Origin of the sequence: Vibrio japonicus (genome assembly GCF_024582835.1) — a bacterium.
GTDB lineage: Bacteria > Pseudomonadota > Gammaproteobacteria > Enterobacterales > Vibrionaceae > Vibrio > Vibrio japonicus.
The window spans coordinates 949789-974906 of the sequence record NZ_CP102097.1 but is presented as its reverse complement, the minus strand read 5'-3'; the positions used below and the strand labels follow the sequence as shown (position 1 = coordinate 974906).

Below are 25118 nucleotides of genomic sequence, written 5' to 3'. Positions count from 1 at the left end.
TGGGAGCAATAATGACAACACTTACGATTACACGTCCTGACGACTGGCATGTTCATCTTCGCGACGGTGACGTTTTAAAGGATACTGTGCGTGACATCAGCCGCTACAATGGACGAGCGCTTATCATGCCAAACACAATCCCACCTGTAACCACAACAGAAATGGCGCTGGCATACCGCGACCGCATTATGGCGCAGAAGCCTTCTGATCAATTTGAGCCGCTTATGGCGCTTTACCTCACCGATAACACAACTCCGGATGAAATTCGTAAAGCAAAAGCATCGGGCAAAGTCGTCGCTGCAAAACTTTATCCAGCGGGCGCAACCACAAACTCCGATTCCGGTGTGACTTCAGCGAAAAACATTTACCATGTGCTAGAAGCGATGCAAGAAGTGGACATGCTACTGTTGGTACACGGCGAAGTTACCACTCATGATGTCGATATTTTTGACCGAGAGAAAGAGTTCCTTGATACCGTTCTTGCCCCAATCGTTAACGACTTCCCTAATCTAAAAATTGTTTTAGAGCACATCACAACCGCTGATGCCGCGACGTTCGTTAGCAACGCAGGTGACAATGTTGCCGCAACGATTACTGCGCACCACCTGCTTTACAACCGCAATCACATGCTGGTTGGTGGTATCAAGCCACACTTCTACTGCCTGCCGATTCTTAAACGCAATACCCACCAAAAAGCGCTGATTGAAGCAGCAACAAGCGGAAGCAAAAAGTTCTTCTTGGGCACAGACTCAGCACCACACGCAAAAGGCAATAAAGAAGCCGCATGTGGCTGTGCGGGTTCGTACACGGCTCATGCTGCATTGGAGCTGTACGCAGAAGTGTTCGAACTGGAAGGTAAGCTGGAAAACTTAGAAGCATTTGCCAGCCACAATGGCCCAGACTTCTACGGCGTTCCACGCAATTCAGACACCGTCACTCTGACAAAAGAAGAATGGCCAGTCGCAGAAAGCATGCCATTTGGCGACGACATTGTTGTGCCAATCCGAGCAGGTGAAACCATCGGCTGGACGGTTAAGTAACTTCGACAACCACAACCTGCCACTTTAATAAAAAAACCGCCAGCTGGCGGTTTTTTGTTACTTAAACTCACTCAGAAAACGAGATACCCAAGTGATTTCGCCGAAGGCAATCAAGTCGTAGATAGAGAAGAAAACCGCACAAATCGCGGCCAGTTTAAGTAGTCGGTAAACAATGAACATGGGGCTTCCAAACAATTGAAGAGTTGCCATTATAAAGAAAGCCGCATTATGCGGCTTTAGAACAGAAACTTAAATAGTAATAACTGATTATAGCCGCTTTCTTTATTTCATATTGGCACTTACCAAATCCACCCCAATACGAGCTTCATATTGTATTTGATAATTTTGGTATCGAGATGAAAATGCTGGGCGAAGCTTGGCTACAAGTTTGAATTTCCTAGTGACTACTTCTAAGAGTGAAGTTTCAGGGTTCGTTATCAAAAATTGTACATCTTTGGTTTCCCCAGACGCAATTAGAGCAGTGTCGTGATGAACTACGACACCTTGTTCGATAGTAGGAACGTCATTACTTTCATAAATTCCAAGTGCTAGTCTTTCACCATTATCACTCACAAATATAACGTCAGATTGATGAGCAACTTTTAGTTTATCCAATAATTTATTGGTCACGTTAGCCATTCTTATAAATCGCATTGGCCTATGCGGTTTCATTCGCTTGGCTACCTCTCCCGTAGTTTGTTTTGGCACAGTGTTACAACTCGGTGCGATGCATAAGTAATAAGAACCTTCTTCTGTATCTTTAAGAATAACGCCCGTAGAAATATGATCGGGTAATTCTTTTTCTATACTAAGTTGTTCATTAAAGGCATGTAGAACCTGTCCGCGAAATTCTTTAGTTACTTTTTCTTCGGGAACTTTTAGGTTTTTACTCGCTGACTCAACTATATTCTGTAGATAGTTTTGATGTCTTTCTTTATTAGTTTCGAAGCTAATAAACTCTGGTAAATTATCATCAACACTATTAGCTGTTTCTGTTATAAACTTAAGCAACTCTGAACTATTTTGAATCTTATCAACGACATCATTAAGTAAGTTGTTTAGCAACTCTTTACTGGCTTGCTCTCGTAAAGAGTCTTCTACTCTTAAGACCCCCCATAGAGAAGCTATCTGTTCAGTATTCCCTGCGGCTAACACTTTTTCCATCGAAAGATTAGCATCTTCAATCTGGTTTTGTAACTCCGATGTAACTACACGGTAAAAGCTAGGATACCAATCAATCAAGGTTTCCTGAATGAGTTCCCAAACCTCTTCTGGGGTTGTATCTCGCCTTTGGTCACCTTCACCAGTATCTTTACTACAAAAGACAACAAACACATCTCCAGCTTGTAACCACTTTTTACGTTTACCGTGAATTTCAAACGTAGAAGTAGGACAATTATTCTTATTATATGGCTTAATTGCTTGCTCTAGTAACCACTCAACATGTTTTGATTGGGGGTGTTCATAACCTTTGTCATCACATGCATCGCATAGACCTTGAGTTAATTGGTTCAAGTTATGTTCAGATTTTAAGAATTTCTCATGTATACCTTTTGAAACAATGTGAGCCCATTCACCTTCCCAGTCTTGTTGGTTGTTTTTCCATTCATCATATAGTTCTGGGTCAGATAAGAAGGCTTCTATATCACTCTCATAACTGCCACGTAACGTGGCCGCAACTTCAAACCACACATCATCAAGATTCTCTTTAGTATAAACAACTACGATATTCATGTGCTTACTTTCACTTAATTCGTCAATAAGCTTGAGAGAATATTCGGCAGGGTTATTTGTCACGCCAGGTTTCTGTAGATAATAATCTAAAACAATAAGATCACTCTTTCGAACCTTATCTTTATCTAAACTATCTGTTCTATCTTCAACATCACAGATAAGTCGTTTCTGATGAAAGAAACTAACAAAGTCTTTAGCAACGTCAGATCTCATTAGAGTACTACTTGCTTGCTTTAGCAGAGTTCGTAATCGACTCAATTTAGCTTGATAAACTACTTCTTTACCTGAAATAGTAGGATTAACATCACCAGAAATAGACTCTAATTCATCGCGAAATGAAGTGCTCGTAGCAACCAGATTTTCAAATGGCAAATACTCATCATCAATAAGTAAAACAGATCGAATAGCATTGTCACGAAATGCTTCTACAATTTTATTTCTATATAATTCAGGCATTTATTTTACTTCCATTTCGCGAAACTGAATAACAAAATTGGCCCCATCCTTAATAAGCTTTTCTTCTGGGTTTTCTGCGTACCATATTTTATGACGAGCAACAGCTAAGTTCTGTCGTGACAGGTATAAACCTACACCGTTCCCATTCGGGCGCCGGCTATAAAAAAGCTGGAAGAGATTTTTCACATCCTCCGGATCTATTGCAGGCCCGTTGTTAGCTATAACAACCAAATCGTTGATGATATCAATTTTGATTTTACGTTCGCCTTCTGCCATTCCTACCCAATACAGAGCATTGTTAACCAAGTTAATAAACACTGGGATAATTCGAGACTGCACATCGACTATTTTCATTCGTTTAAATGAATCACTAATATTTAGATGTACATTTTGCTTTTCAAACTGATCAGTAAAGAAGTTTGCTATATTTTTAACTATATCTAGACCATGTATATCATCTCTAACTTGATAACCTGATAGTTTTAGAGGCGATAAAAAGCGCAAATAATCTGTAAATTGCTTATGTGCTCGCATCGCATTCTTAAAGCCAATTTCTTTTTTTGCGTCGGAACTCATAGAGTTTAGAGAACGAGTTACCGCTTTATCCTGTGCACTCAACTCATGTGCAAGAATTTCAAAACTAATCCCCAGTTGAGCTAGATTACGAATCTGGTTAATTTCTCGTTCAGCATTCTCTCTTTCCTCTTCTGCAAGATTGAATGCGGATTCAATATCAACACCCCGTTCCAACTTTTCTAAAGCAAATAGAAAGCCTTCATATTTTGTCGAAATATCATCGGCTAACTCTCTATACACTTTATCAAGCTCATTGAGAACAAACTCAGTATCACTGGAGTTAGTAACGGCATCCAAAATATTTATAGCCTGATTCTTGTAAGCATCCCGATCCATTCGGACTTCATGCTTCCAAGTGGCTTGAAGACGTTCTAGCGTACTGTCTATCGCTTTGGCATAGCGATTAACTTGCTTTGAAATAGCAGCGTCACTTGAGTCATATTTATTTTGTGCACTTTCCATTGGGCTTCGTTGCTGGCTAAGCGATTCAATTTTGTTTAAACGTTCACGACATGTTTGCAGCAATTCGCTTAGCTCACCAAAAAGGTCACGGTAGCTACGATATTGTACTTCTTGAGAATCACTTAATTTTGCGGGCTTATTTGGAGCCTTTAGATCTGGGCGTAGAGATTCTAGTTTATCAATCTGGGACGCCAACTCATCTAAATGATGCAGAGAAACTTCTATGCCTTTTTCAAGCTCTTTATGAACGTTACGAGCATTTTCAACTTGTATATTCAGTTTCGGAAGATTGGTTTCTAATGCATGGTTAAATGCTTGTTTAGTGATTTTAGCTGATGAATTACGAGCTCTATTCTGCCTTTTTTTATCCTTAGATAATTGTTCTAAAACTGATTTACGTTCATCAGATTTAGTACCAAAATAGCTATCTGCAACGTGGACAAGAAGGTTCATAACCAGCGCTTTTAGTTCTCTAGCCGCTTGGTTTTTAACAAACCCCTCTCGACCAGCTTTATCAATCAAGCGCTTATTCTTTTTTTGGTCTAATTCAATTTGACCAAACATTCGTCGAGTAGCCCAATAGTACCGGCCTGCATTTTTGTTTCGACGCTCATCTATTCCAAAAAAATCATTGTTTGTTCTACCATAAGGTAAAACTCTTAGACCATCACGGAATATCATAAACCCTGCGTATTTTTCAGCCTGGTCTCTGAGGAGTAGATGGTGGTCAACATCATGCGTTGACTTTGAAATTTCAAATTCAAATGAACCAAACTTTAAGTCAAATGATCCAGTTTTCGTATAAATATCCATACCAGGTGAGCGGCAAGGAATTACTACATCTGAGTGATCTTTTCCAAACGCTGTTACTTTTCCTCTAAACCACCCTTTTTCATCTATACTGCCTTCGACTCGATGTTCTAAGGTTTCAAATTGCTCGTATCCAAATACATCTTCATAATTTAGAATTATGTTTTCTTCACCCAACGAATACCCATACGAATCAAACCCAATTATCTCGTAATAAAACTCGTTATTAATCGTTCTATGTCGATTAAATGGGTCAACAAATGCTCTGAGTGTATCGACTAAGTCTGTCTGGACATCTTGATATTCGGATGAGTCTCTACTCATATCTCCACGATTAGTAAGTAGCTCTAAGTCTCTTCCAAGATCTAACAAGTACAATGCCGTACCATGCTGCGAACCATCTAATTCTTCAACTTTCGTTAGCAATGGTAGCCAGCTATCAGTGAAGTCTACATTGAACTTAAAGTTATGACACAGGTCCCTAACTTTGTCTTCTGTAGAAACAAACAGCTCTTTACTATTTGGATTGTGACGTAATTCAAACGCTTCTTTCTCGTCTACAGTGAATAGTTCCCACATTCGACGTAGAAGTTTCTCGTCTTCTGTTTCAGGTTCTAACGCAAGATTCGAGATCATCTCTTTTTGTAAGCCAGAACATATTTCTGGCAACTGCTCCAAGCTATCAAACTCTTCCATAGGCACTTTAATATCATTCAGGCCAAGATAAGTGTTTTCAAATAAACGCCAATCGATCAGTACAGCTGAAAACCTAGTGTTCATTTTTTTTGTCACGATCAGCGTTACTGGTGCAAGAAATGCTGTAGATAATCTACCAATTCCTTTTTCACCCTGTGTAAATCTGTCATCAAGACCGAATCTATCTTCTTCTGGAAGTAATTTCTTCTGAGTTTTCGAAGCAGTGCCAACAGTCAGCCAACTATTAATAAGCTGGTCGTATGTCATGCCGCAACCGTTATCAATTATGGCACCGCATTTGATATCGCCATCGAATAAGTGCAAAGCTACATTCCGAGCATAGGCGTCGTAAGAGTTCTTCCAAAGCTCACTGACAGCCGTTGGGGCATCGGCAATTTGACCTTTACCTAGATGATCTATCGTTCGTGCTTGTGCCTTGAAAGAAACAGATCTCTTTGTTGGTTTTTCTGTCATATCAGATGGTTATCTATAAAAAAAGTGCCTAACATTGTAGGCACTTTATTTAATTCAATCTACTGCATATGTCACTTATCAGTACTTTACCAAGTAATGGCGGTACTGCATTACCAATTTGCCGGGCTTTTTCCGTTGAGCTTCCATAAAAATTAAACTCGTCAGGGAAAGACTGTAACCTCGCTGCATGCCGTAATGTCATCCCATGATTTAACCACGGGTGAACAAATCGACCCTTTGACGGGTTATTACAACCAGTGGTGATAGTATTGCTTGGCAGATGGATCAAAATACGCCCATAAACATCTTTATGACCTTTGTACTCACCAGAATGACACTTTAGTCGGTGCTTTTCTCCAGCATCTTCACGACCACCATTAAGGGGGGTATCTGAAAACCGCTCCATCATCTTAGCAGTAGGCTGCATGTGAACATTACATAGATCATCTTCTTCAACCTTTCTGCCAGGTGTAAGAGAGCTAAGAAGATCCATTGTTTGCTCATATGAGTACTTCGTTTTGTTCTTAAAATATTCTTCCCAATACTGTTCGTATAAGTCTTTAGGAATTTTTTCAAAAACACTAGATGCAGTTTCCCATAGAGGGCGTTTCCCACTTGCTTCAGAAAAATGAGTTGGCTCAGGAGGGAAAACATGATCATCATCTCTATCTAAATCTTGGCGCAATCCATAGATAAAGACACGCTTTCTATTCTGTGGTACTCCATAATCCTTCGCGTTCACAATGCCACAGAACTTGATGATATAACCTGCATCTTCAGCAAGAGAGATAAACTTATCTAAAAAGTCTTTATGGCGTTCCCACAACAAGCCTGCGACGTTCTCAACTAAGAAAGCTTTGGGGTTGAATTCATTAACAAACTCAAAATATCTAAGCAGCAGAGCATTACGTGGGTCGTTAACACCAGCACCTTTAATACGATGTGTAGAGAAGCCTTGGCATGGAGGACCACCCAATATCAAATCTAATTCCCCCTTCTTTAGATTTAAGCTCTCTCGTAGCTCTAAAGGAGCTACATTGTTGATATCACCAAAGTCTTTTCCGGCACGTAAGTCAATTTTTTGCTTGCGAGCGTTGATAAAGTTTTCTTTATACGTGTGAGCAGCCGCCTTATCAAACTCGATAGCTGCAAGCACGTCTACCCCTGCATCAAGTGCAGCAAGTGTAAAACCACCAGCGCCAGCAAATAAATCTATCGCTTTAATTGTCATTCAAACCACTCATAAAAAACTTAGCCGGCGTATTTTACAGACTTACTCGTAAATTGCCATTATTGGTTATCCTGATAGATTACAAATCAAACCAATCTTCGAGATTCATTTCACTGATGAAGATTGCTGTTCATTTTACATCGGTTGACCTGTTTTTATACACAGTTAAAGTGCTATTTACTATGTCAATCCGCAACTTAAAAGATGGAAGTAAAAAACCGTAGTTTTACGAATCTTATCGACTAAGACACCCTGACAAACACGTACCATGACTACCGCCACTTTATCGCCATCATTAAATTTTTAGTATAAAAAAGGCCGCAATAAGCGACCTTAATAATTTGATTTTCTTACTTAAAAGGTAAGAATCCGATACTAGTGAATCGGCGTATCTGTCTTGGCGTAAAATTTACCGAAATGCGCTTCAAGCACTTCTGGCGTCAGCTTGCCTTCTGCTTCCAGCTTTTTAAGTTCAGCAGCAATCGCTTTCTGCTCTTCCAGTGAAGGCAGTGCCACTTCAGGTTCATCACCCATTTCTTGCGACATTAGCTCAAGTTCTTTTTCGAAATCACTCATGATCCCACTTACCTTTTCAATACAAAAACTGGGGTCAAGTTTACCTACTTAACCCCAGTTATTCTAGTTTCTGTAAAAAGATTACAGTTTGAAGCCGCCAACCAAGCTGTCTAGGCGCTTAGACAACGCTTTCAGATCCGCGCTGGCTTCTGCTAGCTCTTCCGCTGTACCAGTCGTCACTTCATTGATTGAGTTAATCTCTTCAATATTTTGGTTGATGGTATGAACAACCGTAGATTGCTCTTCGGTTGCGGTTGCCACTTGAGTATTGCGATCCGAAATATCGTGAATGCGCTCTGAAATACTGATCAGAACTTCCACCGCTTCATCCGACGATGATACGCCTTCACTCGTGACCACTTTGCCCGCTTGCATCGCTGTCACGGCGTCTTGCGCGTCACTTTGAAGCTGATTAATCATCTTCTGGATCTCTTCTGTCGAATCTGCAGTGCGGCTTGCCAAATTACGAACTTCATCCGCGACAACCGCAAAACCACGACCTTGTTCACCCGCTCGCGCAGCTTCAATCGCAGCATTGAGTGCCAATAAGTTGGTCTGTTCAGAGATATCACGAATAACATCCAGAATCGAACCAATATCCTGCGTTGTTGAAGCAAGCTGCTCTACGACCATACCCGTGTTCTCAATATCCATTGCTAAACGGCTGATGGCATCTTTTGCTTTGTTCACGACATGTTGACCCACTTGAGTGTTGTCAGAAGCATGTGTCGCGGTTTCTGCTGCCGTTGCGGCGTTAGAGGCAATCTCACTGATCGTCGCACCCATTTGGTTAATAGCGGCAACAACCTGAATCGTCTGATCGCGTTGCATCTGGCTGTTATTATGGGTCGTCGTCGATTTCACTGACACGCCATCTGCCGCCGACTGTAATGCATGACTGGTCGAGGCGACTTCTTTCATCGAATCGTGGATTTTTTCGATAAAACCATTGAAGCCTTGCGATAGCTGACCAACCTCATCACTGCCTTTCACTTCAATACGCTGTGACAAATCACCATCGCCTTTACCTAAATCGCTGAAACGCTCTGCAATCGCACGGATTGGACGCGCAATGCTGTTTGCTAAAAACAGGCCCATAAGAATAAATAAACCAGCAACAATCGCCGTTGTGATCATCATCTGCTTAGCCACGTTATCTAAATCGGCAAACACTTCTTTAACTGGCACCACACCAACCACAAACCAGTTCATGGATGGCACATGCGTGGTCGCGACAAATACGCGCTCACCTTGGTAGTCCGCTTGGATCAGGTTGAAGCTCGATTTATTCAACAGCTGAGATGACTCTCGACCAAACAGGTTGCTTAACGACGAGCTCGCTTTGCTGCTGTCGCGGTGAATTTTTACTTGGCCTTTTTCATCGGCTAAGAAAACGAAACCTGTCTTTTCGATCTTAAAACTGTTGAGTAAAGAGACCATATCATTCATCGATTTAGACAGACCAGACATCGTGTGACCGCTGACGTTCTGGTAGTTGGTGAACATCTTCACCTCACCGTTGGCTTCTTGGAAAATACTCACCGAGGTCGATTTACCTGACTGAGTAAACCCAAAGAACCAACCGTCTTGCTGCTGGTTGAGTTGGCGCAAGAATCCATTTTGGTTCCAGTAGTTAGCGGTATTGCGGTTCGCGACAGAAGCGTCATTCAAACCGTACTGACGGCGCACATTGTTTAACTCTTTAACAAGCAGCGCTTCATCAAACGCGTCAACTTGCGTGGTATTAACCGCTTGTTGAATAAATTCGTTGTTGGCTAACTGTTCAGCGGCTGATAATAACTGGGTAACCTCATAATCAATTTGGTCGCTAACCTGATCGAGCATTGACGGAAGTTCAATGTCGATAAGACGATGCTCAAGCACACCACGAGCTTGGTTCTGAGCTAAAACACCGACAATCACTGTGGATGCCAGCACAGCAAAAGTAATGCCTGCAACCACCTTTTGCTTAATTGTGATGGAATTAAGTTTCATATATTTATCTGCCTATTGAAGCAATGATGTGAACGTTTTCTTGTCAGCAGCACTCTAAACCGTTAATCGAGACGCCGAACCTTAGGCCTTTTATATCGACACTGGACATCATTCCTTTACGCTCTTAAATGCAAAATTCTCCAGTCGAATTTAGCGCAAACGTTTTTATTTTGGGGCGTTTGAGCGTAACGCTTTGGAATTAAAGAAATAGCCCCATATATTATTTAGTCATAAAAAATTGTGATATTTTTCTCTCGCCAGTCACTTTTTGACTCTTTTTTGTCCACTTGCACAGAGTTAAGTCATCAACGAGGAACTTTTTGGGGTTAACATCCACTAAGTGAAAAAATCAGGAGAAACAAATCGATGCATTCAGAAGCGCTTTTGCAACTACGTGAGTACCTAAATAGCCAAGTTATCGGACAGACCGAATTAGTGAATCAGCTATTGGTCGCCTTACTTGCCGATGGTCACATTTTGGTCGAAGGACCTCCTGGGCTAGCAAAAACCCGCGCAGTCAAATCCCTCGCAGATTGCATCGAAGGTGACTTTCACCGAATCCAGTTTACTCCAGATCTGTTACCTGCTGATTTAACGGGCACCGATATCTTCCGCCCTGAGACGGGGGAGTTTACCTTTCAGGCTGGACCTATTTTTAATTCGCTGATTCTGGCCGATGAGATTAACCGTGCGCCAGCGAAAGTACAGGCAGCCATGCTAGAAGCAATGGCGGAAAAACAAATCACCGCTGGGCGTAAAACCTATGCCTTGCCAGCGCTTTTTTTAGTCATGGCAACTCAAAACCCGATTGAACAAGAAGGCACGTATCCTCTCCCAGAAGCTCAGCTCGACCGATTTTTGCTGCACCTTGATGTGGATTACCCAAGCGCCGAGAGCGAACTTGAGATTCTGCGCCTTAACCGTGGTGAAGCGAAAGGTGATACGACCCAAACGCCACCCGTCATTAGTCAAAATGATATTTTTGCTGCGCGTCAGGAAGTGTTGAATACCCACATGGCAGAAAGCGTGGAGCAATACATCATTCGCCTTGTGATGGCGACGCGCCAACCTAAGAAGTATGACGATACATTAAGTCATTGGATTGAAATGGGTGTAAGCCCGCGCGCAACCATTGCGTTGGACCGCTGCGCACGCGCTCACGCTTGGTTAAACGGCCGAGATTTTGTTTCTCCTGAGGATGTTCAGCAAATGGCGTTTCCGGTACTTCGACACCGACTGCTGCTTAGTTATCATGCGCAAGCTGAGGGCATTCATCCGAACCAAGTGATCAACAAGTTATTGTCACTGGTTGGTAGTGCGTAAGGTTGTTGTGATGGAAAATGCATTACCTCCACACAGTGATGGCGTCAATCTGACACTCGACGAGCTGCTGTACTACAAACAGCAATGCGTAAAGTGGCTGCCACCTGCAAAAAGCTTGTGGTCACAAATGCTTGGCCAGCACCAAAGCCGCCAGCTAGGCAGAGGGATGGACTTTAGCGAAGTGCGCCAGTATCAAGCCGGAGACGATATCCGTGCAATTGATTGGCGAGTCACCGCGCGAACTGGAAAACCACACACGAAACTCTTCAGCGAAGAACGAGAAAAGCCCATTGTGCTCTATCTCGATTTAAGTGCCAGTATGATGTTTGGGTCTCAATTAATGCTGAAGTCCGTATTGATGTCTCACATGGCGAGTTTAATTACTTGGCTGAGCGTTGCGAGACAAGATCGCGTCGGTGCCATTATCGACACTGGCGACCAAATTATTGAGTTCAAGCCTGTTGGGCGAAATAAGGGCGCTTTAGCCATAGCACAGGGATTAGTGAAGTTTCATAACCAGCAACTGACACAACCATCAAATAGTCGTGTTTCAATGAGTCTAGGACTTCATACACTCGCGAGAATGTGCCCAAAAGGGAGCGAAATCGTGCTACTCAGCGACTTTATTCGGTTAGATGGCGAATCGCAGCTGCTACTTAGACGGCTAGGACAACACAATCGAGTTCGACTTGTGCAAATCTTCGACCCTCTTGAGCGTGGTATTACCCATTATCGTGGCACGGAACAAGTGTCAGACAAAAACACCACTCGCTGGCTAGATTTTTCTTCTACTAAAACTCGCGACGGTATAGAGTCCGCTTTCTCTCAGCAGCAGCAACAGTTGATCCAGTTGGCTCACAGCTTAGGTATGAGCTTTTCTGCGCTTTCAAGTGATGTTGCTCTTTCTCAACAGTTACACGGATTTTAATCAATGAGCAACGAGACTCAAACGTCACCTCTACCCCTTCAACCAATGCATTTACCAGAGCCACCGAGCTGGCTTCCTCTGTCATGGGGTTGGTTGGCGTTAATTGCCACCAGCTTAATGCTCATTCTGGTGACTTGGCTTGTCATACGTCGGAACAAAAAGCGTCAGGCACCGAAAATAACCGCATTGCGACTTCTTAACACATGTACTAGGCCTTCTGAAGCGATAGAGCTGCTCCGCCAAGCGGCATTTTGCTATTACCCAAGAGCGGATATTGCCCAATTAACTGGCAATGACTGGTATGAATTTCTGGATTCTCAAATAGACACGCCACGCTTTGTTGCTAACCAACACCTTTGGCAACAAGCTCTGTACTCAAAAGAACCCATTGAGAATTCTGACGAATTGGTTCGCCACTGCATGGATTGGGTAGAGAAGGCGTTACCCCCTAAAACAAGGAGAAACTGACTTGGCAAGTTTTGAGCTAGTCTGGTGGTGGAGCCTTCTTCTACTTCCACTGCCTTTTTTGGTGTATTTTTTAATACCTGCAGCTAAGCAGGCAACGCCGATTTATCTGCCCTACATTCCCAAAGCAGACGCGAGTCCAACACCCAAAAACGGACTCACTCGAATTATCGCCGCCATCATTTGGATCGGATTGGTATGCGCGCTAGCAAGGCCCGTCTGGTATGGCGAACCTGTGACGACTCAGCCTAAGCACCGAGACCTGATGTTGGTGCTTGATCTCTCCTACTCCATGAGTAAAGAAGATATGAATGACGGCAGTGATGATTACATTGACCGTCTTTCAGCCGTAAAGAAAGTCGTCAGCGATTTTGCGAAACAAAGAGAAGGCGACCGACTCGGTTTGGTCTTATTTGCCGATCATGCCTACTTACAAACGCCGCTGACTTTAGATAGAGCGACCATTTCTGATCAAGTGGATCAATTGGTGCTGCGTTTGATCGGTGAAAAGACCGCAATTGGCGAAGGGATCGGTCTTGCAACAAAAACCTTCATTGATAGTGACGCACCGCAACGCGTGATGATTCTACTCAGTGATGGTAGTAATACATCCGGTGTACTTGACCCGATTGAAGCCGCCAACATTGCCAAAAAATATCACGCGACGATTTACACCATCGGTGTGGGCGCGGGCGAAATGGTGGTGAAAGAGTTCTTTATGACGCGCAAAGTGAATACCGCGCAAGACTTGGACGAAAAAACGCTTATGGAGATTGCGAACATCACGGGTGGTCAATACTTCAGGGCAAGAAACGCCGATGAGCTAGCAACGATTTACGACACCATTAATAGTCTAGAGCCAATTTCACAGGCAACACAGACTTGGCGACCACAAACGGAGTGGTTCACCGTCCCTCTATCCATTGCGTTCTTTGGTTTTATTGTTTTGCTTATGATGAGGAGAAACCATGTCTGATTTTACTTTCCTCTACCCAATCTGGCTAACGGCATTCATTCCTTGGGCAATATTGATCCTTTGGCTACGAAAGCGCCAGCGTAGCCAAACATTGATCGCCCCTCACCTAGCAAAAGGGTTGGGTTTAACGAGTAAAGCATCTCACAATTCGTTGATCGCCATAGCTGGCCTGTGTGGCGCAGTCGCGATAAGCGCGCTTTCAGGACCAAGCTTTATTTCTCAGGAAAGACCAAGTTTTGCAAACAACAGCACGCGAGTGCTCGTCATGGATATGTCGATGTCGATGTATGCAACTGACATCAAACCAAATAGGCTGACTCAGGCACGCTACAAAGTCACCGACTTACTAAAGCATTGGCAGGAAGGCAGTACTGGTCTCGTCGCTTATGCAGGTGACGCTTATATTGTGAGCCCACTTACCCGTGATACGTCAACCATCGCAAATTTGGTACCCAACTTGTCACCCGACATTATGCCCTACCCCGGCGCGAACGCAGCTAAAGGCATAGAGATCGCGATTGAGATGATGCAGAACACCGGTGTGGGTGCAGGTAATATCGTACTGCTGGCCGATGATTTAGATGACGCAGAACGAAAAGATATCGAGTCACTGCTGTCTGGAACAAATTGGCGACTCACCATTTTGGGTATCGGCTCTCGCTCAGGCGCGCCTATTCAATTGACCGATGGAACACTTCTGACCCTAGACAACGGTCAACCCGTTGTTGCTAAATCTAACTTCAGTAACATGCAAAGTTTAGCCAGCGCAGTCAATGGTCAATTCATCCCCATCCAATTGACGAATAGCGATATCAACCAAATTGCGAGAATAACCTCGCATGTGGATGACGCCAGTACACTTGCCGACAACCAGAAAATAACCGACAGGGTCAATCAAGGGTTCTGGCTGCTTCCGATTCTACTCGTACCTGCATTACTGATGTTCAGAAAAGGCGTATTACTAAGTGGCTTGCTTGTCCTATTTTTGCCTTTAGCCATGCCGTCACCTGCTCAAGCGAATCCTTGGCTTAACGATGACCAACAGGCGATGAAACACTATAACGCTCATGAATATGGTGAAGCGGCTGATCTTTTTACCGACTCAGAATGGAAAGGTATCGCTCAATATCAGGCGGGTGATTATCAAGGTGCCATTGAATCGTTAAGCGACAACAACAGCATTCGTGGTCGTTACAATCTTGCCAATGCCTATGCTCAAGCAGGGGAATATGAACAAGCCACTACGTTATACGAGCAGATTCTAAAAGAAGATCCAAATAATGAAGATGCTCAAAAAAACCTAGAAGTGGTAAAAGCCGCTCAGCAACAGCAACAGCAACAGCAACAGCAACAGCAACAGCAACAGCAACAGCAACAGCAACAGCAACAGCAACAGCAACAGCAACAGCAACAGCAACAGCAACAGCAAGGCGATTCTGGGCAGTCAAACAACCCAGCGCAAGGCGAAAATAGCAAACAGTCTTCATCCTTCCGAACCCAAAACAGCGAAAGCCAAGACCGCGAAAACCAAGCGAAGCCTTCTGAACAAAACCAAGCGGATTCAACGTCACGCTCAGATAAGTCTGAAGCCGATTCTGATAAACAAAATAAAGATCGCGGCAAACAAGCTGAGCAGAGCACACAACAGCAAAGTGCCGCTAAGCATGCTGAAAGTGAACAAGATACTGATAAGCAAGCTGAAGACGATCAGGCTACAGCTATCCCAGCGCAAGATAACCAACAACAGATAGACCCGGAATTAAGAAAACTTGAGCAGGTAGAAAACGCCCGTGACCCGAGCAGACTTCTCCGCGCGCAGCTTTTACTTCAAGCACAACAAAAACAAGCGCCTCAACAAACAGGTAAAACATGGTAATGATGAAACATATCAAACTTTATTTGGTCGGTTTACTCGCTTTATTCAGCCTTATCGCGAGCCCTGTTTCACTGGCCGCAAACATTCAAGTCACCGTTAGCAAAACGAAAGTGGTAAAAAACGAAGTGTTCCAGCTGAGGGTAGTGGTAGATAAAAAAGTCTCTTCTGATGACATTGATTTTTCTGTGCTAGAGAAAGATTTTTATTTGGGTAGACCTAGCTTTGGGACTTCTATCAATATCATCAACGGCTCTCATAGCTCCCGCAGTGAGTGGAACATCTCGCTCGCGGCGCAACGAATTGGGGTCGTGACAATCCCTGCATTTACTGTAGGAGGAGCGACATCACAACCGATTACCATCCAAGTGAATGTTGACTCTAATGAGCCGCAGGTCAGCGACTTAGTCGAGCTACAAACGTCTCTAGACAGACAAGAGCTGTACCCGAATGAGAGTGCGCTGCTTAAAACAAGATTGGTGATAAAAACCGATCCAAGACGTTTGCAAAATGCCAACATCATTCCACCTCAATCAAACGGACTTACCCTGACCGCTTTGGGTGAGGCAAAACAATACCAAGCCGTATCAGACGGCATAGAAGTCACGGTCGTAGAGCAAAATTACCGAGTCGCCGCAAATCAACCTGGTAACTATTCACTGAGTGGGATTGGCTTTTCTGGAAGCGTTGTGCACGGAAATAATCGCTCGGGAAGCACCCGCCTGATTGATGCATCAACAAAAGCCAAACAACTTGAGATAGTCGTTAACCCCATTCCCGAAGGTTACAAGGGGAATTGGCTTCCAGCAGCGAATCTGGCACTTGAACAACGCTGGATCGACTCTGAAGGCCACACGATTTCGGCGGGTACCTACAACACCAAAGTCGGTGAATCCATTACAAGAGAGATAAACCTTGATATTCAGGGCATTACAGCTGAACGCTTCCCTAATCTTACGGTCAATTACCCAGACTCACTGCGTGTATATCAGGAAAAACCTCAATTCAAAGAAATGGGTAACGGCGTCACGCGAATGACGCTTACTCAAGTGTTAATCCCGCAACAGCAAGGAGAAATTAATCTCAACGATATCTCCGTGAACTGGTGGAACAGCACAAATAAGCAACAAGAGAGCTCCAACATCGACGGTATCACCCTCTCTGTCTCACAAGGCGATTCCATTAATGTGGGTGAGCCTGCCTTTGTTAATAATACGCCTGATCCTGTCGACGCTACTGTCATAAAAGACACAGGAATATGGCCGTACCTAACCGCTCTATTTGGTGTGCTCTGGCTGATTACTTTGGTCCTCTGGAGAAGGGCTACTCGTGCACCAACTGTGACTCAGCCCAAAGTAACCGCAAGCTTAAGTAACAAAAGTCACCTTACAGAAGCGCTGAGACAAGAAGATTTCGTGCGAACGAGCTATTATGCTAAAGAGTGGCTAAAGGAAATTTCTATTCAAGATAAATCGCTGTTAGACGCATTTAACGCTGAGTTAGAGGGAATGAATCGTCATCATTACTCTGCAAGTAACGATAAATGGGATAACCGAACGATATTCGAGCTGATCTCGACAATCGAGAAGCAGGCAGCGCAGCCAAAAAATGCCTCTGCGAAACTGCCAGAACTTTAACGTCATAATATTGGTATTTGAGAAAAGGAGGGCGGATGTCGGCTGTTGAGAAATACGAGCAAGATCGCCAATACATAATCCTCTATTTTGATGGCGCGAACATGGCTAAATTTGAAGTGACGGCAAGTAGCCGCAAAGCAGCCATCGAAGCCTTCAAGGGGACAGGAGTTTCTACAAAGGATATTTTTTCTATCACACCCTAGCGTTATATGAGAAGAGGCACCCTAATCAAGTGCCTCTTTCTTGTTATGCTGTAAGTCAAAATAAGGTTGAAGTTACACCATGAAGGCCATAGTGACTTCAGCAGTATCTTTAACGGACTCGGCGTACTCTTCATACTCCGCCACCAGCTGATTAATCAAAATATCCACCAATAGCAATGCACTCACTTTCGAAGCAAACGCACCACCGGTTAATGGACCTTCTGGCCTTGCTGCTACCAATACTTCATCAGAGGTAACCGACAATGGGCTGTGGCGAATATTAGTTAAACTCACCACAGGAGATTGTTGGCTCTTTGCTCTTGTCGCAGCGTAAACCACATCTTTAGTTGACCCTGAGCTTGAGATGGCAAACCACAAATAGTTTGGTTTAGATTTAATCGCGCGCATTGCAGCAATGTGGGTATCTTCAAACATCGTTGAGTTCTTACCAATACGCGTTAAGCGGAACGATAAATAACGACCAACTATGCTCGATGCACCAACACCCACACAATGAATGTTGTCAGCCTCATGAATCATCTTACAAATGCGATCAATCTGCTTACGGTCAATCAAAGCACTGGTGTCCTGCAAACTGGTAATCGCGCTTTGAGTCGCACTATCAACTCGATCACCCTCTTCTTTTGGCGCATCACTTGTTTTCACGGCCTTCGGTTGGCTAATTTCAATCGCCAACGCCATACGAAAATCCGAATAGCCTTTAAAACCTAAGTCTCTGCACAAGCGAATCACCGTCGCTTCACTTGTCATTGTTTCTCTTGCCAGCTCAGTAATGGTTAGGTATTGAGCGCTATCAGCGTTAGATACAATAAAATCAGCCACTTTCTTTAATTTAGGGCTGAAACCTTCCATCCCATAACGGAGACGAGAGAGGAGATTAACTTGAGATGGTGCGTTCATAGTGCTCTTGATTCCAAAATTAACGCTGCGAGTATAACTCAATTTGAAAGAACAAGAACCCAGCTGGTGCTGGGTTCTACTCTCAATCATTTGTTATAAAGGATATTTTTCAATTATCTGATTCTTGTAAGTTTCAGCTTGTGTACCGTAAATCAGCTGAATACCATTGCCGGAACGAATCACACCTTTAGCACCGAGTGACTTCCAAACCTCATCACTTGCGGGCAACTCACTATCTTTGACCGTAATACGTAGGCGCGTAATACATGCGTCAATCGACGTAATGTTTTCTTGGCCCCCTAAGTTTGCCACGATTTCATCAATGAGCACGCTCTCTTTGCCATTGTAATCTTTACGAGTGTAAAGTTTGCTTTCAGCATCGTTACGACCTGGTGTTGAGTAATTGAACTTACGAATCATATAGCTGAACACAAAGTAGTAAATCACTGAGTAGAACGGGCCAAGAATCAGAATCCATTGATACGATGTCTTAGCTGTACCTTGCAACAGGCCAAAGAAAGTAAAGTCGATAATACCGCGTGAGAAGGTAATACCTACCGCTACATCTAGCATGTGCATTAACATGTAAGCGACACCTTCTAATACTGCATGCACTGCATACAATACTGGAGCAATAAACAAGAAGGTAAATTCTAATGGTTCCGTTATACCAGTTAAGAATGATGTTAATGCTGCTGAGAACAGGATACCTTTTACTTTGGCTTTGTTCTTGTCATCCGCGCAGCGGTACATTGCAAGTGCCGCCGCTGGTAGACCAAACATCATTGGTAAGAAACCACCAGTCATTGTACGAGTTGCTTCAGAGCTAAAATGAACCGTTGACGGATCAGCTAATTGAGCGAAGAAAATCTTTTGACCACCAGCGACAATGTCACCCGCCACTTCTTGCACGCCACCTAGCTCGGTGTACCAGAACAGTGGATAAATCGCATGATGCAGACCAAATACGTTCAGTAGACGCATCAATGAACCATAGAAGAACGTACCGATGTAACCCATTGCTGAGAAGGCTTCACCTGCAAAAACAATAGATTTGAAAATTGGTGGCCAAATGATTGGGAACAAAAATGCTAATGGGATAAAAAACAGCATTGTCATGACTGGCACTAAGCGGTTACCGCTAAAGAATGCCAAGTAATCAGGCAGCGTCACATTGGAGAAACGGTTCGTGATAAATGCAGACAATAGGCCACATGTAATACCACCAAATACGCCAGTTTGTAGGGTAAAGATACCGAGCTCTTTTGTATAGAGAGAAGCCAAACCCACTGCCTCATCCGCATTGGCACCAGCCGCAATCAAAGCTTCAACATTGGTCGTTTCCGGTGAAAATCCTTGGAAACCCAGCACAGCTCCGATAACAGTATGGAATAACAAGAAACCAAGTACGGCCGAAAGAGCCGCCGTTTCTTTGTTATTGTTTGCCATACCAATGGCAACACCAATAGCGAATAACAGTGGCAAGTTTACAAACACAAATAGACCCGCCTTAAAGCAAAGCACCAAGAACTGATTGGCAATCGTTCCCGGTGCAAGGAAAGTCAAATTGTAGGTTTCAATCAGGGGTCCACTGGTAAATGCACCACCAACGCCTAATAAGATCCCCGCCATCGGTAATACGGCAATAGGCAACATAAATGCCCTACCGATTTTTTGTAATACAGAAAAGATACCGTTCATCTGCCATCCAAACCCTTTTAGTTACTAATCTTGCATAGAAAACCGCTCAGCAGCTTCCTTTAAACAAGTTAATTATTAGCTCAATAAAAATTTCCTTCAAACGGCACGAAGAAAATTTGTGATCTAAATAAAAAATATTTTCTTCATTATGGATAAAAAAGTTTTTCATTAGTATGATTGCGATGTAAAACAAATTCTGACCAAAAGAATTATTTAAAGAGGCAAATAATGAAGAGCTGGGATATCACTGAGATTGCCAAAACGTTGGCCAATACTATTGTCGTTTCGATTCAACCAGTTGAAGGAAGCCCACTAGATACCACTGAATTTGTCGTCGCTATGGCGAAAGCCGCTGAAATGGCAGGTGCTCCCGCATTAAGAATTGAAAGTGTCGAGCGAGTCGACGCTGTCGCTAAAGCCGTTTCGATCCCAATCATTGGTATTGTAAAAAGAGACTTACCTGACAGCCCCGTACGTATCACCCCATTTGTTGATGATGTAAAAGCACTAGAAGCTGCTGGTGCGGCTGTTATCGCATTTGATGCGACTGATCGCGTAAGACCAGAAAGTCGACAAGCGATCGCAGAGGCTATCGCTCAATCAAGTTGTATTGGTATGGCCGATTGCGCAGAGTTTGCGGACGGTTTTTGGGCTCACTCGCAAGGTATTGAATTGATTGGCTCAACACTTTCTGGTTACACTGGCGCGTCCGTACCAGAAGAGCCAGATTTGGCCCTCGTGACTGCATTTGCTCAAGCAGGCTACCTCACTATGGCTGAAGGTAGATTCAATTCTCCAGAACTATGTAAACAAGCGATTGAAGCAGGAGCACTCTCTGTGACCGTTGGATCTGCATTAACACGCCTCGAGGTGGCAACCTCTTGGTATCTTGATGCTGTTGCTGACGTGGAAAAAAAGCCAGAAGTGAGAAGAAAAGCCTCATGTTAAAGCCATTACCCCAAACACATTGTTTGACGGTAAACGCTATTTAAAGCAACACACCTTGGTGTTTTATCACACTGGAATCATTGAAGTTATCCCATCGACCTACTCAGTCCTCATATTGATTTGAACGATCTCGGCAAGGCATAGAGCAGAAAGTCGTTGGTTTATTAAGGATTCATTTAGAAGGCCGTTGGCTAAATAATGGAGTCAACTTCATTACATTAGCGCCAGAACAAGTCGACAGAACCCTATACAATAACTAGGTGCCAAGCCTAGAACTCCTGAAAGGCCGTTCAATCCCCCTAGAATGGCCTTTTTTTTCGATTCATCCTTCCAACCCCATCAGTCACGCTGCTCCCACTACACTATTACGGCCATTTTCTTTGGCCTTGTAGAGCGCCTTGTCAGCCTCTTCATAAAGATCGTCAAAGTTGAAGCTTTCCCGCTCCAGAGCTTTCACTGCATACCCAACAGAAGCGGTCAAATACGTACTGCTAGTGTTCAACTTATGAGGGATTTTTTCATTTTCAATGCTTCGCCTGACGCTTTCAGCTAGCTGGGCTACGCTGGATTCGTCCTGATTTGACACCAATAGCGCAAATTCCTCGCCCCCTATCCGGCAAAAAACTTCACTCTCCGATTGCGTATAATTCTGCAAGATACTTCCGACACGCATTAGAGCAATATCGCCTTGCATGTGTCCATAATGGTTGTTGTATAAGCCAAAATGGTCAAGATCCACCAAAATTAAACCGTAGTGATAGCTCCGGCTCTGAGATTCTAGACACACATCTTCGAGAAGCGCTTCGAACATTCGTCTATTACCCAGTCGGGTTAGCGGGTCCATTTTCGCCATTAGTTCTAACCGTTCGTTCGCTTTTTGCAGCTCATGAGTACGGATTTTCACTTCGCGCTCAAGGTGTTCATTGAGCTCGTGTATCGCCTCTTGCGCTGTTACGCGAAGAAGTACCTCGGTAATGTTCGAAGCAAACATACGAATAACTTCTCGAAGTTGAAGTGTCAGCGGGGTGCGCTTTAAAAGATTATCAGCAGCAATAAAGGCGATAGGCATACCATTTTGATCGACTAATAATGTCATCGCTGTCCATCCAAACCCAACCACATGAAAGTCGTGATAAATGGATACAGATTCTTCAAAAACCACATCATTGGGATTGATCCGCGCCGCATTCACGATATCACAATTTACGGTTTCACAGTGGTAGTAAGATTCATCAACAACGTTACCCTCTACATCTGTTCCCCACGTGCCTTGCATGTAGGTACAATTTTCATCGGTTAAGAAAACAGCGAAACGATCAATGCCCAACTTTGTAATCGCAAACGTCACCGCCGATTTACACACATCACTGACGGTCATACAGCGCGAGAGTTCCACCATACTTGCGTGAAGCATGCGGACATTCTGTTCCTGTCTTTTACGGATATAAATTTGAGATAGCAGAGCACCAAATGCCTCAAGCATCTGTTTTTGATAGGCTGTAACAGGCTCACGGTAAATGTAATTATCAAGTGCTAGCCAACCGATGATCTCTTCGCCATTACGAAGAATGAGCATTCCATTCCACCCCTGACCAACAACGACCCCTGCTGTATATAAAGGCGCATCCTCCTCGATTAGCAGGTGTGTTTGCCCTTCCAAAAGTGCATCTACATACTTAGAATCCAGCTGGTGAAGGTCATACTGAGTCTGGTGTTCACTGACTGTGTTACCCAATTCATCCGTACCATAAGTTCCGCTAAAACAGCGTTTTTTGATGTCGAGTAGCATGAAAGCCGCACGGTCAAATCCTAACTTGTTACGCACAGTTTCAACGGCCATACGGTAGAAGTCATCCAGATCATAGGGATTGGCAATCTCAAGCGCGGCTTGCTGAACCCGCCTCATATGATCAATAAAATGCTCACGCTGTTTAATAACATCAAGATATTGCGCTTCTTTGCTGTCTCTTTCCCTAAACTGCTTAGCGACTTCTGATTCTGCGCGTACACACTGCCAACGGGCAGCAAACATTTGCAATACTTCGATTTCAATACGCTGCGTTACTTCTTCGTTCAATCCTATTGCGACATGTTCAACCACCATACACGTCCTTATTTCTGGGTGATGATCAAGAACGAACAAATAGCTCGTTTCACCCCTTTGTTCGAAAGCGTTCTCATGGTCTGTATTCGATACCATTGGGATCAATCCATCAGACATATCGAACTGAGACGCCCAATTCCAGAAGATATCAGAAAAAAGTTCTATTGAATGAGATGGGCTGTTTCCATATAGAATGTGACTTTGCTTGCTTTCTCTTCGTTGATGGAAAATGCATATACGATCTGTCTGTAGCTGTTCTTCGACATATTGAATAAGTAGCTGTGCTAAAAGCCGCTGGTTTCTGGCGGCTAAGATTTTTTTGAGGAATTTTCGCGAGTACATCAGCCTAGCCTAAAGCAAATTTATTATCTTTTTTCGCTCAAAAAAGTAGCAGTAAGTCTTTGGCAAACAAACACTATTGGATTTTCTATGTTAACTCACTCGCAATTTATTCAACTCAAGTTGCCCAGTTATGATAGCCGTTAAAGTTTTATGATCTTATTTCCAGAACTTGCATTGACAGTAAATGGAATCTAGCATTGCGCTCACACTAATTTCACGACGCCTCCTACGGCGTCGTTTTTGTTCGATACAATCGGATAAACAACAATAAATAATCCATTGAAGGAATCTGTTCTGTGAAGCGTAAGTTAGCTCTGCTATTCACTATTTTACTAAGTCTGCCTAGTTGGGCGAATGTGGACCTGATTAAAGTCGATAAATCCAAGCGTAGAATGTACCTACTCGATGGTGATCAAGTGATCAAAGAGTTTCGCATTGCACTCGGCAAACAGCCGAAAGGTCATAAGGTCAAAGAAGGCGACCAGCGTACACCTGAAGGTCTCTACGTCTTAGATCATATACTTGAAGAATCACGTTACTATCGCTCTGTGAACATTAGCTATCCTAACGCTCAAGATCGCGAGAATGCGCGTAGGTTTAACGTAAACCCCGGTGGCAATATTAAAATCCATGGTCTCAAAAATGGTGAGACCAAGTCGGCAAATTTTATCCAAAGCTTTGATTGGACAGACGGTTGCATCGCTTTAACTAATCAAGAGATGGATGAGTTTATTGAACTTATCGACCTTGGTACTCCGATTGAGATTTATTGGTAACGGCTATTTTTCTCGGGTCACCCACCAACACATAAGAGAGCCAATGGTGACCATGACTACCCCTTGCAAGAAGCTTTGTGTCAGCGCAATACCCAAAATAAACGACGATAGAATCGTTGATAGCACAGGCGTAAAGTAGGACAGTGTTGCCAAAAGCACCATGTTCCCGCCAATGATCGCATAGTTCCACAACGCGTAACCGCTCCCCATCGCGATGCCGGAGATGATCAAGAGCCCACTCGCCTCCCAAGTAAAGGTCATGCTAGGTTCGTCGCTGAGCGCATATTTAATCCAAAGGGTCACGGCGGTCATAACAAAAAATAGCGTAATGCCATTGTGCCCATTCGATATTCGCTTCGTCAAATTGCAATAAATTGCCCAAAGAAACGCGCCAACAAATGCCATAGCATAGGTGGCAGGATTGGTAGCCACGTTTGTTGCGATCTGGGTGAATGATAAATCCTGATCTCCGGTGATGCTCCACGCCACTCCGACAAACGCGAGAACAATGCTTGGATAAACCAGCAGATTGGTTTTCTTAGCACTAAACATCACGGCGAGTAACACTGTCAACGCAGGCCACAAATAATTGATGACCAGCATTTCGATCGCTTGTTGTCTAGAATTTGCCATACCCAGCGCTAACGCCAAGCAGATCTCATACGCAACAAACAGTCCGCCGCAGATAACCACATATCTAGGTGGATAACGTTTGACTTGAGGGATGCCCATCACCGCCATCAAAAAGAGTGACGCCACAGTATAGATTAACGCTGCACCACCAACAGGGCCCAGCAGTTCCGTTACATTGCGGACAAAGCCCATAACACCGCTCCAAAGTAGGATGGCAATGACTCCGCAAATGGTAAAT

The 25118-nt window shown here is 43.7% G+C and carries 20 protein-coding genes; 10 read left to right on the top strand and 10 right to left on the bottom strand.

The annotated features are described in order from the left end of the window. Positions 1-11: 11 nt before the first annotated feature. Positions 12-1040: a dihydroorotase gene (gene pyrC / locus NP165_RS17555; RefSeq protein ID WP_257085825.1), complete on the top strand. Its 1029-nt coding sequence runs from the start codon at positions 12-14 to the stop codon at positions 1038-1040. A gap of 57 nt (positions 1041-1097) precedes the next feature. Here the strand turns inward: pyrC and NP165_RS17550 are convergent, their stop codons facing one another. From NP165_RS17550 to NP165_RS17525, 6 genes are all read right to left on the bottom strand, one after another. Beyond that, positions 1098-1220, bottom strand: a complete 123-nt coding sequence (locus tag NP165_RS17550; RefSeq protein WP_257085824.1) for a hypothetical protein — start codon at positions 1218-1220, stop codon at positions 1098-1100. A gap of 102 nt (positions 1221-1322) precedes the next feature. Beyond that, positions 1323-3230, bottom strand: a complete 1908-nt coding sequence (locus NP165_RS17545) for a response regulator receiver domain (protein ID WP_257085823.1) — start codon at positions 3228-3230, stop codon at positions 1323-1325. Then, positions 3231-6248: a sensor histidine kinase gene (locus tag NP165_RS17540; RefSeq protein ID WP_257085822.1), complete on the bottom strand. Its 3018-nt coding sequence runs from the start codon at positions 6246-6248 to the stop codon at positions 3231-3233. A 49-nt stretch (positions 6249-6297) separates the two neighbouring features. Beyond that, positions 6298-7479, bottom strand: a complete 1182-nt coding sequence (locus NP165_RS17535; RefSeq protein WP_257085821.1) for a DNA cytosine methyltransferase — start codon at positions 7477-7479, stop codon at positions 6298-6300. A gap of 375 nt (positions 7480-7854) precedes the next feature. Then, entirely contained in the window at positions 7855-8055 is a 201-nt protein-coding gene (locus NP165_RS17530) for a restriction endonuclease subunit S domain-containing protein (protein ID WP_257085820.1), read from the bottom strand. 81 nt (positions 8056-8136) lie between these two features. Further along, entirely contained in the window at positions 8137-10050 is a 1914-nt protein-coding gene (locus NP165_RS17525) for a methyl-accepting chemotaxis protein (RefSeq protein WP_257085819.1), read from the bottom strand. A 366-nt stretch (positions 10051-10416) separates the two neighbouring features. Here NP165_RS17525 and NP165_RS17520 point away from each other — a divergent pair, with 366 nt between their 5' ends. From NP165_RS17520 to NP165_RS17490, 7 genes are read left to right on the top strand one after another with little or no spacing between them, the layout of a single operon-like run. Next, positions 10417-11373, top strand: a complete 957-nt coding sequence (locus tag NP165_RS17520; RefSeq protein ID WP_257085818.1) for an AAA family ATPase — start codon at positions 10417-10419, stop codon at positions 11371-11373. Between the two features lie 10 nt (positions 11374-11383). After that, positions 11384-12301, top strand: a complete 918-nt coding sequence (locus NP165_RS17515; RefSeq protein ID WP_257085817.1) for a DUF58 domain-containing protein — start codon at positions 11384-11386, stop codon at positions 12299-12301. Between the two features lie 3 nt (positions 12302-12304). After that, positions 12305-12769: a DUF4381 domain-containing protein gene (locus NP165_RS17510; RefSeq protein WP_257085816.1), complete on the top strand. Its 465-nt coding sequence runs from the start codon at positions 12305-12307 to the stop codon at positions 12767-12769. A gap of 1 nt (position 12770) precedes the next feature. Then, positions 12771-13742, top strand: a complete 972-nt coding sequence (locus NP165_RS17505) for a vWA domain-containing protein (RefSeq protein ID WP_257085815.1) — start codon at positions 12771-12773, stop codon at positions 13740-13742. Next, positions 13735-15618 carry a VWA domain-containing protein gene (locus NP165_RS17500; RefSeq protein ID WP_257085814.1) on the top strand — a complete coding sequence of 628 codons (1884 nt, stop codon included), beginning with the start codon at positions 13735-13737 and terminating at the stop codon, positions 15616-15618. Before NP165_RS17505 ends, NP165_RS17500 begins: the two co-directional genes overlap by 8 nt. Beyond that, positions 15618-17252, top strand: coding sequence for a BatD family protein (locus NP165_RS17495; RefSeq protein WP_257085813.1), 1635 nt, complete (start codon positions 15618-15620; stop codon positions 17250-17252). Before NP165_RS17500 ends, NP165_RS17495 begins: the two co-directional genes overlap by 1 nt. A gap of 35 nt (positions 17253-17287) precedes the next feature. After that, complete coding sequence (locus NP165_RS17490; protein ID WP_257085812.1) at positions 17288-17455, top strand: hypothetical protein; 168 nt, start codon at positions 17288-17290, stop codon at positions 17453-17455. Between the two features lie 72 nt (positions 17456-17527). On the opposite strand, the gene NP165_RS17485 is transcribed toward NP165_RS17490, so the two are convergent. Both NP165_RS17485 and NP165_RS17480 read right to left on the bottom strand, forming a co-directional pair. Next, positions 17528-18376, bottom strand: coding sequence for a MurR/RpiR family transcriptional regulator (locus NP165_RS17485; protein ID WP_257085811.1), 849 nt, complete (start codon positions 18374-18376; stop codon positions 17528-17530). Positions 18377-18469: 93 nt separating this feature from the next. After that, entirely contained in the window at positions 18470-20077 is a 1608-nt protein-coding gene (locus NP165_RS17480; RefSeq protein ID WP_257085810.1) for a PTS transporter subunit EIIC, read from the bottom strand. Positions 20078-20305: 228 nt separating this feature from the next. Here NP165_RS17480 and NP165_RS17475 point away from each other — a divergent pair, with 228 nt between their 5' ends. Next, positions 20306-21025, top strand: a complete 720-nt coding sequence (locus NP165_RS17475) for an N-acetylmannosamine-6-phosphate 2-epimerase (RefSeq protein ID WP_257085809.1) — start codon at positions 20306-20308, stop codon at positions 21023-21025. Between the two features lie 343 nt (positions 21026-21368). On the opposite strand, the gene NP165_RS17470 is transcribed toward NP165_RS17475, so the two are convergent. Continuing rightward, positions 21369-23471, bottom strand: coding sequence for a sensor domain-containing diguanylate cyclase (locus NP165_RS17470; protein ID WP_257085808.1), 2103 nt, complete (start codon positions 23469-23471; stop codon positions 21369-21371). A gap of 278 nt (positions 23472-23749) precedes the next feature. Here NP165_RS17470 and NP165_RS17465 point away from each other — a divergent pair, with 278 nt between their 5' ends. Continuing rightward, positions 23750-24247 carry a L,D-transpeptidase family protein gene (locus NP165_RS17465; protein ID WP_371133757.1) on the top strand — a complete coding sequence of 166 codons (498 nt, stop codon included), beginning with the start codon at positions 23750-23752 and terminating at the stop codon, positions 24245-24247. A 3-nt stretch (positions 24248-24250) separates the two neighbouring features. Here the strand turns inward: NP165_RS17465 and yddG are convergent, their stop codons facing one another. After that, the gene (yddG, locus tag NP165_RS17460; protein ID WP_257086853.1) at positions 24251-25072 is read right to left on the bottom strand and encodes an aromatic amino acid DMT transporter YddG; all 822 of its coding nucleotides are present in this window, start codon (positions 25070-25072) and stop codon (positions 24251-24253) included. Positions 25073-25118: the final 46 nt, after the last annotated feature.